The following is a 12819-nucleotide window of genomic DNA, read 5'->3' as shown; positions in this document are numbered from 1 at the left end:
CGCCCGGCTCACGCCGGGCGGGTTTTTTCATGCATGCAGCGTGTCCCCGGGACCCCTCTCGCACCCCATACGATTAAGGCTTGAACAGATCGGACGTGACGTGACTACACAAGGCCCTCTCCAAGCCGGCAACAATCTCGACCCGTGGTACCACCACTACGCCGAACGAGCCGCCGGGCTCAAGGCCTCCGAAGTGCGGGCACTCTTCGCCGTGGCCAGTCGTCCCGAGGTTGTTTCCCTCGCCGGCGGCATGCCGTACGTGGCCGCGCTGCCGAACGATCTCGTCACCGATGCCATGTCTCGCGTCATGACCAAGCAGGGTCCCACGGCCCTGCAATATGGCTCTGGTCAGGGAGTTCCCATTCTCCGGGAGCAGATCACCGAGGTCATGGCCCTCGAAGGCATCCGTGCGAACGCCGACGACGTCGTCGTGACGACCGGGTCTCAGCACGCCCTCGAACTGGTCAGCAAGCTCTTTCTGAATCCCGGTGACGTGGTTCTGTCCGAGGGTCCCAGCTACGTGACCGCCATGGTCATCTTTCGCTCGTATCAGGCCGATGTCGACCATATCCCCATGGACGCCGACGGCATGATCCCGGAAGCACTGCGGGAGCATATTGCGCGTTTGAAGGCCGCGGGCCGCACAATCAAGTTTTTGTATACGATTCCCAGCTTTCACAATCCTGCCGGAGTCACGCTCTCCTGGGCGCGACGTCTCGAGATTCTCGAAATCTGTCGCTCCAATAATATTCTGGTGCTCGAGGACAACCCGTATGGGCTGCTGTACTTTGACCGCCCGGCGCCGGATGCCATCCGCTCGGTCGAGCGCGACGGTGTCGTCTACCTGGGTACGTTCTCCAAGACCCTGGCCCCGGGGTTTCGTGTCGGCTGGGCCCTCGCCCCGCACGCCATCCGCGAGAAACTCGTTCTGGCCAACGAGGCCGCCGTGCTCTCCCCCAGTTCGTTTACCCAGCTCATCATCTCCGAGTACCTGTCGACCGCCGATTGGAAGGGTCAGATCAACACCTTCCGAGGCGTGTACCACGAACGCAAGAATGCGATGCTGGACGCCCTGCAGGAATATCTGCCCGAACTCACGTGGACGAACCCGAATGGTGGCTTCTACGTATGGGTCACTCTGCCGGACCGACTCGATTCCAAGGCCATGCTTCCCCGGGCGGTGAAGGAGCTCGTGGCCTACACACCCGGCACGGCGTTCTTCGCCGACGGGGCCGGGCGGCAGAACATGCGCCTGTCGTTCTGCTACCCGACCCCCGAAAACATTCGGATCGGAATTCGGCGCCTGGCCACGGTCATCCGAGGTGAGCTGGACCTGCTCGACACGTTCGCCGGCACCGGGTCCCTGAACCCGCAGCACGACGGGCAGCGCTTCGCCGCTGGCCCGCCGAACATTTCGTAATCCAGCGTCACTACCAGCTTCGCAACCCAGTTCCCGGGTCCTCAGTGACTACCGTGAACAACAACCGAGGGAAAAGGCCTGATCATGAGTGAAAAAACTGCATCGGACGCAACCGTCACCGAGACCGCCCCCACACTGGACATTGTTGTTCTCGCCGGCGGGATTTCGCATGAACGCGATGTGTCCATGCGCTCCGGACGGCGCGTGGCCGATGCGCTCACCGGAATGGGCCACCGCGTCACGGTCCTCGATCCGGGCGCCGGCCTGTTGGCTGAGTTGGCCGAGCGCCGCCCGGATGTGATCTGGCCGGCCCTGCACGGAGCCACGGGCGAAGACGGCGCCCTACGCTCGCTCCTCGGCACGACGGGGATTCCCTATGTGGGCTCACGCGGCGAGGCCTCGGCCCTGGCCTGGTCGAAGCCCGTCGCGAAGGAGCTTGTTCGTCGGGCCGGATACGACACCCCTTCGTCGATTGCTCTATCCAAGGAGACATTCCGGGATCTGGGTGCATCCAGCGTGCTCGAGCACCTGCTGGGCGCCCTCAACCCTCCGGTGGTCGTGAAGCCCGCTCAGGGCGGCTCCGCGCAGGGTGTCACCATCGTGGCCGCCGCAGGCGCCCTGCCGCGCGCAATGGTGGATGCCTACACCTACGCCGATGTCGCGCTCGTTGAGTCGCAGGTGGAGGGCACAGAGCTTGCTGTGGCCGTTGTGGACGGTATTCACGGCCCTGAGGCGCTTCCTGCGGTCGAAATTGTGCCGGTCAGTGGCGTCTACAGCTTCGAGGCGCGCTACAACGCCGGCGAAACGGACTTTTACACGCCTGCGCGCATCCCCGCCGATGTTGCGGAGCGTGTGAGCGCCACCGCCGTCGCCATTCACAAGCTCCTGGGTTTGCGTCATATCTCTCGCATTGACCTCATCGTGGATGCCGAGGGGACGCCCTGGTTCCTGGAAGCGAACGTCTGCCCCGGATTGACGGAGACGTCGCTGGTTCCCCAGGCGATTGAGGCGTCCGGACAGACACTCGGCGCCGTCTACACGGCCCTGGCGCGTGTCGCCATGGCTGACGCTTCCTAGCAGCACTCAACTCCGTCCTGTCGGCGGCCGTGAGCCCCGACAGTATGTTTCACGTGAAACCGGCTGATCGGGCCCCTTCACCCCTCCCCCGCGTCACCCCCGCGTCACCCCCACGTCACCCCCACGTCACCCCCACGTCACCCCCACGCTGATCGAGCCTGTCAAGATCACACCCACCTGTGTACCGCCGCCGCACCTCGATCTACTAGACGGTCTCGACAAGCTCGACCAACGCACGAGTCGCCTCCACGCAGGTCTGCCGAATACACCCGGTCACCGCGCACAGCGCAGGCGCCAAGCGCCCACACCCCCACGCTGATCGAGCCTGTCGAGATCACACCCAGTCGTGTGCCGGCGTCGCACGGCACACCAGCCTCTCTCTGCAGTGCATTCTCGACCGAACCGACCACCGCACCCATCAAGGCACCCTGGGCATCGACACAGCCGACGGCCGCACCGGCAGCCTCACTGGGCGTGGTCTTTACCACCCGGACGCACGCCCACGCTGTTCGGGCCCGCAGTCGCCGCGGCTTGCTGTGTACAGTTCTCGCCTCCCAACAGTCCGGAGGAGCGCTCCACGCAGGACGGTGGCTAAGGGGATCAGGGCGAAGCGACCAATGTTCCCGTGCCACTGTTTCACGTGAAACTCTCCCCCCGCTTCCCCGGACGGCTCGCCCCTCACTGAACCTCAGTCCTAGAGCGCAATCCCACCCTCATCGATCCCGTCTCTTTCCTCCGTGTCTGGGTCTCCACCACTACACAGCGACTGCGCGCTCCCCTTCATGGGTCCCGTACACCGCGAGTGATTCTCCCCGACCCCGACGTCCCCCGCCGGAAGTTTCACGTGAAACGACGGCGCCCACATACCTTCGATGTCGCAGCGCATTCGTCCCGGCCCGACCATCACTGCTAGCCCGTGGCCTCCCACGGGCATCAATCTCATTCCTCGGGCCTGCACTCCGCTGACGCCCTGCTGAGCCATGGTAAATCCTGCTGCCGGCCATGGCTCAATGCTTCTCGCTTCAACCTTCCCCAGTTCTGCACCTGCTTCTCCCGCCCATAGGCTTCCGAGACTCGTTCGTACTCTTCGTAATAGACCAGGACCACGGGCCGGCGATGCTCCGTGTATTGCGCTCCCCCACCGTTGTTGTGTTGCCAGACTCTGCGCAACAGCTGCCACGTGCTTCCTACGTAGTACGACCCATCGGAGCACTTGAGAATGTACATGAATGGCATGCCCACATTGTGGCCCCGGACTTCGAGAAGAGGAGTTATCCACAGAGTTGTACCCAGCCTTGTCGAACCCAATATTGACGTGTTTCACGTGAAACATGCCATTGCGAGTACGAAGTGTCGCGGTCTGCCCGCCAGGCATCCCAATGAATCATTGGGATCGCCAAAGTTAGCGCGAGGTTGGGTCGAAAATTGCAGATATTCATCTCTGCAAGCTCGGCCTCGACGTACGTGAGTTATCCACAGTCCGGACAATCGGTCACCGACACTCAAAAGGCCACACAGATGACCTTCGTCTTCACCTTCTGCGAGCCTGGCGAGACCGGGGAATGGGTGATCTCGACAAGCTCGATCAGCGCGTGCGGGCGATATCGGCAAGGTCGCGACTGGCCCCCCAGCAACCCAGCAACACCTCGGTCTGGCCTGTCGAGACCCGAAAATGGGTGATCTCGACAAGCTCGATCAGCGCGTGCGGGCGATAGTGTGGGATCGTCGCAGTCGACCCTCAGGAGGGCAATTCCGCGCTGGTCGAGCCTGTCGAGACCTGAGAATAGGGTATGTCGACAAGCTCGATCAGCGCGTGGACGCCACGGTGGGACCGTCGCAGCCGCCACTCAGGAGCGCAACTCCATGCGGGCGAGACGCTGTCGAGAGCTGGAGAGGGCGGTGTCTCGAGGTCGCATGGGCGTTGGCGAAGGGGAAAAAGGTCCGCCTGCGCGTGCAGGCGGACCATGTTTCACGTGAAACGTGGATTTAGGTCTCGCTGGGACCGTATCCAGGCTCTCCCAGAGAACCCAGAATGCGATTCAGGTCGCCGATTGTGGCGAAATCGACGGTAATCTGGCCTTTGCGGGCTCCCAGATTGATCCTAACGCGCGTGTCGAGCCGGTCGCCGAGGTGTTCCGCGATCTCATCGAGGTGTCCCTGGCGTCTTCCGGGCAACGGTTTGGCTTTTTCGACCTTGGGCCCGGACGCCGCAGCGGCCTCCGCCGCGCGAACGGAGAGGTCTTCGTTCACGATCTTGTCGGCCAGACTCAGCATGCCCTGGTACTCCCCCACCGACAAGATTGCTCTCGCATGCCCTGCGCTCAAGACACCGGCGGCGACGCGCACCTGAACGGGCTCAGGCAGTTTGAGCAGGCGGATTGTATTCGTGATCTGCGGACGGGACCGTCCGATACGGGACGCGAGTTCGTCCTGGGTGATGCCGAAATCCGCGAGAAGCTGCTGGTACGCGGATGCTTCCTCCAGCGGATTGAGCTGCGCCCGGTGCAGATTCTCCAACAGGGCATCGCGGAGCATATCCACATCAGCTGTCTCACGAACGACTGCCGGAATTGTGTCCCGACCAGCTTCTTTACTGGCTCGAAGGCGCCGCTCCCCCATGACCAGCTCGTACTTGCCTGCCGATTCGGGCAGAGGGCGCACCACGATCGGCTGCAGAACGCCAACCTCTCGGATGCTGTGCACCAGCTCAGCGAGGTCCCCCTCGTCGAAGGTTGTCCTCGGTTGCTGTGAGTTTGGTACGATGTCAGCGACGCTGAGATGTGCCAGGCGCGCTCCGGGCACGGCAACAAGCGCGGAGTTCTCCTCTTCTTCTTCCGGCACAGAACGGGGAAAGAACACGTCAACCGGGCGATCCGCGGTCGGATTCTCCAAAATCGGGATAAGCGCGCCGATTCCGCGGCCCAAACCCGTACGTTTTGCTGCCATTAGCGCTGTTCCCCTGTTTTAGGTGCCCCACGACGGGCAATCTCGGCCGCTGCTTCGAGGTAGGAGAGCGATCCTGCTGAGTTCAAGTCGTAACTGATCACACTCTGCCCGTAACTCGGCGCCTCAGAAACGCGCACAGACCGCGGAATAAGGGTTTCGAGAACCTGCTCCGGGAAGTGATCACGCACGTCCTGAGCGACCTGGTTCGCGAGGTTCGTGCGGCCGTCGTACATCGTCAGCAAAATTGTGGACACCGTGAGGTCAGGATTCAGATGCTTTTCAATCAGCTGGATATTCTTGAGGAGCTGACTCAGGCCCTCGAGTGCGTAGTACTCACACTGGATGGGTATCAGAACCTCGCGCGCGGCAACAAACGCGTTGATGGTCAGAAGCCCCAGGGAGGGCGGACAGTCGATGAAGACATAGTCGAAGGGATCGTCAAGGCCCTTGAGGTACAGATCCAATGCCCGGTGCAGGCGTTGCTCCCTAGCAACGAGGGAAACAAGCTCGATTTCAGCCCCGGCCAGGTGGATCGTGGCCGGCACACAGTACAGCGCCCCAAATTCAGGACTCTTTTGAACGACGTCCTGCATGGGAAGGTCACTGACAATGACGTCGTACACGCTGGGCATCTCGGCGTGATGCTCCACGCCGAGGGCCGTCGAGGCGTTCCCTTGCGGATCGAGGTCAATCACGAGAACGCGTGCCCCCTGTCGGGCCAGCGCAGCAGCGAGGTTGACGGCCGTTGTCGTTTTGCCGACTCCACCCTTCTGGTTGGAGATCGTCAGAACGCGAGTCTTGGCAGGCTTCGGCAGTGTGTCCGTCGCAATGACCTGACGACGTCGGGTCAGCTCGGCGATTTCGCGTGCGAGCGGCGGGAGCCCGTCATTATCCGGAGCCGTACTGCTAAGTTGCTGGTCTTCACCAGGATGTTTCACGTGAAACCTTTGCGCTTGTGATTCGTGGGAGAGGCCATCGAGGACTACTTCACTGTAGCCCTGATTACCCGGGTAACGTCGGGAAGCACGCCCTGTCCCAGGGTAAGAATTTCGACATCGTGTACACGGTATTTCTGGATGGCCTTGGCCGCACCCTCAACCTCGGCCGATGCGCGCTCCCCCTTCATCAGGAGCAGTTCGCCACCCGCACGGAGAAGAGGAGCGGTGAGCGGGATCAGTGTGCGAAAGGCGCTCACGGCCCGTGCCGTCACCTGGTCGAGCGGATGCTTGAGCTTGACGTCCTCGGCACGGGCTCGCGCGACCGTGACGTTGGCCAGCCCCAATGCGTTGACCTGATCGGTCAACCACGCCACGCGACGCTCCATCGGTTCGATGAGCACGAAGGTCACGTCGGGACGGGCGATGGCCAGAACAAGCCCGGGAAGACCCGCTCCCGAGCCGACATCGCCCACCAGGCCGGGTCGCAACAGAGGGGCCATCACGGCGCAGTTGAGCACATGACGGCTCCACAGGCGAGGCAACTCCAGGGGGCCGATCAGTCCCAATTCTTCCCCCTGACCAGCCAAATTGCTGGTAAAGGCACGAGCAACGGCAAGTTGCTCGCCGAACAACACGGCCGCGGCGGCCGGTTCTGTTTCGAGTGTCTCTGTCACAAGCTATGACTAGACGGGGGTGATGACCGTGTGGCGGTCACGACCCTCGCCGTGGGAGGCGGACATGTACCCGCGAGCAGCAACCAGATCATGTACGAGCTTGCGCTCGTACGACGACATGGCGGGCAATGCAGCCTCGGCGGCTCCGCCTTCAATGCGTTCCACGGCGCGAGCCACCAAGGCCGCCAGCTCGGCCTCGCGAGCGGCGCGTGAGCCCCCGATGTCCAGGATCAGGCGAGAGAATGAGCCGGTCTTGTTCTGCACCGCAAGTCGGGTGAGTTCCTGCAGGGCATTCACCGTGTCCGGCTTGCTCAGCACCCGCAGGTTGTCCTCGTCGGTCGTGTTGACCGACAGGTAGGCGCGGCCGTTCCGGGCATCAATGTCGATGTCTCCATCGAGGTCGCAGATGTCGAGAAATTCCTCGATGTAATCCGCGGCAATGTCGCCTTCCTGCTCCAACTGACTCTGCGTCGGGGCGTCGTCCTGAGACGACTCCACGGCAGGTCCCTCGGCGCCGTTCACGGGCGAATCCTGAGACGCGACGGGCGCGTCAGGGCCCGCCTCGGCCGACACCTCCGCCGTCGCGCCACTCGCTGCATTCGCGAGTGCGTCACCTTTGATCACATCAAGCTTCTCAGTCACGAGGTCTCGTCTCTCTACTGTTTGGGGCCGGTTTGCTTCTTGGCGCGGTTCTTGCTCACCGGCTGCTGACGCTGAATCGGCTTCTTGGGCTCCTCAACAACGATGATGTCACCATCCGTCGCCAAGAGTTTGCCCTTGCGTGCCATGCGCTCTTCGCGCGCCTTGGCTGCCTCACTACCGGGCGTCGGCATGTTGCGGATAACCAGGAACTGCTGAATCATCGTCCAGAAGTTGGAGGTCAGCCAGTAGAACATGACGCCGAGCGGGAAGGCGACACCGGAGAAGGCGAAAACGAGCGGCAGCAGGTACAGCATGATGCGCTGTTGCTTGAACATGGGGCTCGCCTTGGTCTCCGGCGACATGTTCTTCGAGACGATCTGCAACTGTGTGATGAACTGCGACGCCGTCATCAGCACAACCATCGTTGCGGCGATGATCATGACCGACAAGTTGAAGTCGGTTCCGGCGATCATCCGCGTCCACTGTGAGGCAAAGGAGTCGTGGAGGGGCGCATCGCCGAACAGCGTTGCGGACCCGAAGCTCTCGGCCAGGCCCTTGTTGAGCGGACCGACGCCGGGATCGGACTTCTGCGCGGCGTTGAGTACGGAGAACAGGGCGAAGAAGATAGGCATTTGCAAGAGCAGCGGCAGGCAGGAACTCAGTGGATTCGTGCCGGTCTTCTTGTACATGGCCATCGTCTCGCGAGACATGGCCTCACGAGAGAACTGGTCTTTCTTGCCCTTGTACTTGTCCTGGATCTTCTTCAGCTGCGGAGCGACCTCGAGCATCTTTCGCTGGCTCTTGATCTGCTTGACGAAGATCGGGATGAGCGCGGCTCGAACAACGAGAACCAGGCCCACGATCGACAACACCCAGGTGAAGCCTTCGTTGTACCCCATGCCCAGGGTGGAGAACAGGCCGTGGAAGGCGACGAGCAGGAGCTCGACGACCCACTTCAGTGGCCAGAGGATCGTATCTATGAAACCCATACTTCGGATCAGCCCTTTCCGTGGCTTGGTAAGAAGACAAAACCAAATGACGTCACGGAATAGCGACGTTTACGTTTGAGCGGAACATCATCTATTCCGCCTTCGGCCCACGGATGGCATCGAGCGAGCCGACGTGCGGCTAAGGCTGATCCAATCGTAAGGCCGTGTTCCTGAACTGCAGCCAAGGCATACGCCGAACAGGAGGGGTAGTACCGACAAACATCGCCATACAGCGGTGAAATCACGGCCCGGTACATCCGGAGTAGCAACACCCCGACATTCCGAGGTATCAGGACCACCGTCGCCGCGATCACCTTCATCGCTTCGACGTCCCCCTGCGACCCGTCACCGGTTGGTTCACGACCGCGCCGAGTTCGCTTTTCAGGGTCATCCATGTGGCAGCGCCGGCCGCAGGCAGTGCCCGCACCACAATGTCCGTGCTCGGTTCGACCTGGGACAACAGGTCGTAGCTGGCGGCTTTTAGGCGTCGCCGAACTCTATTGCGGCTCACAGCATTGCCGACGTTCTTGGCAACGATGAAACCAAAACGTGCGGGTGCACCCCCCGCGCCGTTGGGCACGTCTGGGTTCTTCCGCACGTAAATGACTGTGTGTGCGCCAACACGGCGCACACCACGCCGAACGACACCTTGATAATCGCTCCCGCTCGTAATGCGATTCACGTGAGCGAGCATCGGAGTGCTTAGGCGGAGAGTTCGGTGCGACCCTTGCGACGGCGGGCACCGAGGATTGCGCGCCCGGCACGGGTACGCATGCGCAGGCGGAATCCGTGCACCTTGGCGCGACGGCGGTTGTTCGGCTGGAACGTTCTCTTGCTCATTATTCAATCTCCACGTGATTGGATCTCCGCTGGCCAAAACAGCGGCTGCGAAAGAAGTCTGTAGCCCACGGGATGGGGTCAACTGATTAAAACTACGGCCTCCGCCAACTTTGGTCAAACCGGCGCCCGAAATCTCGTGAGTTTCCACAGTAATCTCCACAGGCAAGCCCGAGAACTCCACAGGTGAATTAGCCTCGATGAGCGGGATTAGCTACCGTGAAGAGAAGTTATCCACAGGTTGTGCACTATTCCTGAGAATTACGCCGCTTTTACCTACAGGCGGTGGATAACTCTGTGAAAAAAGACGCGAACGATAGAGATTGAAGGAACCATGGCGAACGGCGAACAGCCCATTGCCCAGACGTGGCAGTCGGTACTCACCACACTGGAGTCCGACGCGACCATCACGCCCATGCTCTATGGCTTCCTGAGCCTGGTTGAACCGAAGGGCATCGCTGCGGGGACGTTCTACCTCGAGGTTCCCAACGAATTCACGGCCAGCATGCTCAACCAGCGGATGCGCGTTCCCCTTCTGACCGCCATGGGCCAGCTCGACGAGGCCACTGCGGTCTCCACGTTCTATGTGGTCGTGAATCCGGAACTCGAACAGGAATCACTGCGCCCCCTGCACCAGGCATCGACGCCACCCGACACGATTGCTCCCGCGGCTTCACAATCGGTATTCGAGGGAACGGCCCCCACTCCCCCGCACGAAACCCGATTGAATCCGAAATACAGTTTCGACAATTTTGTCATCGGGCAGTCGAACCGATTCGCGCACGCCGCGGCGGTTGCCGTGGCCGAAGCGCCGGCGAAGGCCTATAACCCGCTCTTCGTCTACGGTTCCTCGGGATTGGGCAAGACTCACCTCCTGCACGCCATCGGGCACTACGCCATGAGCCTGTATCCGGGAATCCGCGTTCGGTACGTCAGTAGCGAGGAGTTCACCAACGACTTCATCAACTCGATCGCCAACAACCGCGGTTCGGCATTTCAGGCGCGGTATCGCAATATCGACATTCTGATGATTGACGACATCCAATTTCTGCAAGGGAAGGCGGAAACCCAGGAGGCGTTCTTCCACACCTTCAACACGCTGCACGATCACAACAAACAGGTCGTCATCACGAGCGACCTCCCGCCCAAGCACCTCACCGGGTTCGAAGATCGCATGCGGTCCCGTTTTGAGTGGGGCCTCATCACGGATGTCCAGGCCCCCGACCTCGAGACACGCATCGCCATCCTGCGCAAGAAGGCGCAGAGCGAAAAGTTGCAGGTCCCCCACGACATCCTCGAATTCATGGCCTCCAAGGTCTCGTCCAACATTCGCGAGCTGGAAGGAACCCTGATTCGCGTCACGGCGTTCGCAAGCCTGAACCGAACGCCCGTGGACATGGATCTGGTGCAGACGGTGTTGAAGGACCTCATCACGCTCGACGACGACAACGTCATCGCCCCCGTGGACATCATCACGAACACTGCAAACTACTTCAAGTTATCGGTCGACGACCTCTACGGATCTTCACGGAGCCAGGCGATTGCAACGGCGCGTCAGATCGCAATGTACCTCTGCCGGGAGCTCACCAATCTTTCATTGCCCAAGATCGGGCAGCTGTTCGGTAACCGCGATCACACCACGGTGATGTACGCGAACAAGAAGATCAGCGAATTGATGAAAGAGCGTCGTTCGATCTACAACCAGGTCACAGAACTGACAAACCGCATCAAACAGGACCATCGCTACAAGTAAATGACGATATTTCTGGGTTTTGCACCTGTGTATAACCCTGTGGAATTTAACTCTTAAACCGGTGAAAGCCTGTTGAAACACGACGTGCACCTGTGGAAACTCTTAAATAGTTAACTTCGTCCGTTCGCAGCAACAGTTAACTTCTCCACAGGCCGCCAACAAGTTACATATGTGTAGTTCCCAGTGCTTAACTAGGAATTTCGAAGTTATCCACAGATTCCACAGCGGTTAAGACCATTAACGTTTAACTTAAATCTCTCTCGATCCGACAACCTTTACGACGCCGTGCCCTCAACCGCATCCGATCCAGAACCCAGCTAGGGTTGAGGCCCACCCTCGCCAACATTCGCGCCATTCCTCGGCCTTCATCGAACAGGAGCCCCTTCGTGAGATTTCAGGCCAATCGTGACGTCTTCAGTGAAGCCGTTTCGTTCGCTGTCAAGCTTTTGCCCCAGCGCACGACGTTGCCCATTCTGAGCGGTGTCCTCATTGAAGCCACGGAGACGGGCCTGGTTCTCTCGTCATTCGACTACGAAGTTTCGGCCCAGACAGAAATTACGGCGGAGGTCGAAGAGACGGGCAAAGTCTTGGTCTCTGGCCGGCTTCTCGCGGAAATCGCCAGCAGGTTGCCGAACGCGCCGGTTCGGTTCAGCACGGAGAACTCACGCATCAAGGTGAGCTGTGGTTCAGCGAGCTTCACTCTTCTGTCTATGCCTGTGGAGGAATATCCAAGTATTCCCCAGATCAGCGCGGAATCTGGTCTGGTACCGGCGGAGGAATTTGCTGCCGCCGTCGCTCAGGTTGCTGTCGCAGCGTCACGAGATGATGTGACTCCGGTGATCACCGGCGTGCAGCTCGAAGTCACGGAGAACAGCCTGAGCCTCGTGGCGACCGACCGATATCGTGTCGCCGTGCGCAGCATTGACTGGGACCGTGGAAGCAACACCGGGCAGGAAACGATCACGGCCCTGGTGCCGGCGCGCACGCTGCAGGAGGTCGGGAAAACTTTCGGCCACAGCGGCACAATCTCGGTTTCGATCACGAACAGCGATGACCGCGAACTGATCGCGTTCACGGCCAACAAGAAGACCGTGACCTCGTTGTTGATCAAGGGGAATTTCCCCCCCGTTCGTCGCCTGTTCCCCACCGCCCCCGACAACTACGCGGTCATGAACACCGCGGAACTGATCGAGGCCACGCGTCGTGTGCAGCTCGTGCTCGAGCGCGAGGCAGCGCTCCGGTTCACCTTCAGCGCCGACGGGCTGACGCTTGAAGCCGTCGGTTCCGAACAGGCCCAGGCCTCGGAGTCCGTCGACGCCATCCTGTCCGGCAGCGACACTGTCGTGTCACTCAAGCCACAGTTCCTGCTGGACGGCCTCGGCGCGGTGCACTCCGAGTTTGTGCGGATTTCGTTCACGAAAACTGAGAACCCGAACAAGCCCGGCCCCGTGCTCATTACCAGCCAGACGTCGCGCGAACAATCCGGAGCGGACAGCTACAAGTACCTGTTGCAGCCCAACCTGCTGTTGCGCTAGTCATGGTC

Annotated in this window: 13 protein-coding genes; 4 read left to right on the top strand and 9 right to left on the bottom strand. The window is 60.8% G+C overall.

The window, feature by feature from the left end; all coding sequences use genetic code 11:
- Nucleotides 1–100: 100 nt before the first annotated feature.
- Nucleotides 101–1420, top strand: a complete 1320-nt coding sequence (locus AC1MB9_RS14795) for an aminotransferase-like domain-containing protein (RefSeq protein ID WP_479962682.1) — start codon at nucleotides 101–103, stop codon at nucleotides 1418–1420.
- An 84-nt stretch (nucleotides 1421–1504) separates the two neighbouring features.
- Nucleotides 1505–2497 carry a D-alanine--D-alanine ligase family protein gene (locus AC1MB9_RS14790; protein WP_479962681.1) on the top strand — a complete coding sequence of 331 codons (993 nt, stop codon included), beginning with the start codon at nucleotides 1505–1507 and terminating at the stop codon, nucleotides 2495–2497.
- A 939-nt stretch (nucleotides 2498–3436) separates the two neighbouring features.
- Here AC1MB9_RS14790 and AC1MB9_RS14785 read toward each other — a convergent pair.
- From AC1MB9_RS14785 to rpmH, 9 genes are all read right to left on the bottom strand, one after another.
- A complete protein-coding gene (locus AC1MB9_RS14785) occupies nucleotides 3437–3724 on the bottom strand; it encodes a GIY-YIG nuclease family protein (protein ID WP_479964664.1) in 288 nt (95 codons plus the stop codon).
- A gap of 759 nt (nucleotides 3725–4483) precedes the next feature.
- The gene (locus AC1MB9_RS14780; RefSeq protein WP_479962680.1) at nucleotides 4484–5443 is read right to left on the bottom strand and encodes a ParB/RepB/Spo0J family partition protein; all 960 of its coding nucleotides are present in this window, start codon (nucleotides 5441–5443) and stop codon (nucleotides 4484–4486) included.
- Nucleotides 5443–6381 (bottom strand): ParA family protein, encoded by a 939-nt coding sequence (locus tag AC1MB9_RS14775; protein ID WP_479962679.1) that lies wholly within the window; start codon nucleotides 6379–6381, stop codon nucleotides 5443–5445. Before AC1MB9_RS14775 ends, AC1MB9_RS14780 begins: the two co-directional genes overlap by 1 nt.
- Before the next feature lie 44 nt (nucleotides 6382–6425).
- Nucleotides 6426–7055, bottom strand: a complete 630-nt coding sequence (rsmG, locus tag AC1MB9_RS14770; RefSeq protein WP_479962678.1) for a 16S rRNA (guanine(527)-N(7))-methyltransferase RsmG — start codon at nucleotides 7053–7055, stop codon at nucleotides 6426–6428.
- 9 nt (nucleotides 7056–7064) lie between these two features.
- Nucleotides 7065–7553: a Jag family protein gene (locus AC1MB9_RS14765; RefSeq protein WP_479964663.1), complete on the bottom strand. Its 489-nt coding sequence runs from the start codon at nucleotides 7551–7553 to the stop codon at nucleotides 7065–7067.
- Between the two features lie 158 nt (nucleotides 7554–7711).
- Complete coding sequence (yidC, locus tag AC1MB9_RS14760; RefSeq protein WP_479962677.1) at nucleotides 7712–8686, bottom strand: membrane protein insertase YidC; 975 nt, start codon at nucleotides 8684–8686, stop codon at nucleotides 7712–7714.
- A gap of 8 nt (nucleotides 8687–8694) precedes the next feature.
- On the bottom strand, nucleotides 8695–9006 hold the full coding sequence (gene yidD, locus AC1MB9_RS14755) for a membrane protein insertion efficiency factor YidD (RefSeq protein ID WP_479962676.1): 312 nt from the start codon (nucleotides 9004–9006) through the stop codon (nucleotides 8695–8697).
- Nucleotides 9003–9380 carry a ribonuclease P protein component gene (gene rnpA / locus AC1MB9_RS14750; RefSeq protein ID WP_479962675.1) on the bottom strand — a complete coding sequence of 126 codons (378 nt, stop codon included), beginning with the start codon at nucleotides 9378–9380 and terminating at the stop codon, nucleotides 9003–9005. The genes yidD and rnpA overlap by 4 nt, the downstream gene beginning before the upstream one ends.
- Nucleotides 9381–9388: 8 nt before the next feature.
- Nucleotides 9389–9526: a 50S ribosomal protein L34 gene (rpmH, locus tag AC1MB9_RS14745; protein WP_010204566.1), complete on the bottom strand. Its 138-nt coding sequence runs from the start codon at nucleotides 9524–9526 to the stop codon at nucleotides 9389–9391.
- Nucleotides 9527–9857: 331 nt separating this feature from the next.
- Between rpmH and dnaA the strand changes: the two genes are divergently transcribed.
- Both dnaA and dnaN read left to right on the top strand, forming a co-directional pair.
- Complete coding sequence (gene dnaA, locus AC1MB9_RS14740; protein WP_479962674.1) at nucleotides 9858–11276, top strand: chromosomal replication initiator protein DnaA; 1419 nt, start codon at nucleotides 9858–9860, stop codon at nucleotides 11274–11276.
- 386 nt (nucleotides 11277–11662) lie between these two features.
- Nucleotides 11663–12811: a DNA polymerase III subunit beta gene (gene dnaN, locus AC1MB9_RS14735; protein WP_479962673.1), complete on the top strand. Its 1149-nt coding sequence runs from the start codon at nucleotides 11663–11665 to the stop codon at nucleotides 12809–12811.
- The last annotated feature ends 8 nt before the right edge of the window (nucleotides 12812–12819 follow it).

Source organism: Cryobacterium sp. AP27 (assembly GCF_056680495.1).
This window is presented reverse-complemented; position numbering and strand designations above follow the sequence as displayed.

Bases quoted from the DNA above. Each gene is read 5' to 3' on its own strand.
- AC1MB9_RS14785 (WP_479964664.1), bottom strand. From the start codon at position 3,724: ATGTACATTCTCAAGTGCTCCGATGGGTCGTACTACGTAGGAAGCACG.
- AC1MB9_RS14790 (WP_479962681.1), top strand. From the start codon at position 1,505: ATGAGTGAAAAAACTGCATCGGACGCAACCGTCACCGAGACCGCCCCC.
- dnaA (WP_479962674.1), top strand. From the start codon at position 9,858: ATGGCGAACGGCGAACAGCCCATTGCCCAGACGTGGCAGTCGGTACTC.
- rpmH (WP_010204566.1), bottom strand. From the start codon at position 9,526: ATGAGCAAGAGAACGTTCCAGCCGAACAACCGCCGTCGCGCCAAGGTG.
- yidD (WP_479962676.1), bottom strand. From the start codon at position 9,006: ATGAAGGTGATCGCGGCGACGGTGGTCCTGATACCTCGGAATGTCGGG.
- yidC (WP_479962677.1), bottom strand. From the start codon at position 8,686: ATGGGTTTCATAGATACGATCCTCTGGCCACTGAAGTGGGTCGTCGAG.
- rnpA (WP_479962675.1), bottom strand. From the start codon at position 9,380: ATGCTCGCTCACGTGAATCGCATTACGAGCGGGAGCGATTATCAAGGT.
- AC1MB9_RS14780 (WP_479962680.1), bottom strand. From the start codon at position 5,443: ATGGCAGCAAAACGTACGGGTTTGGGCCGCGGAATCGGCGCGCTTATC.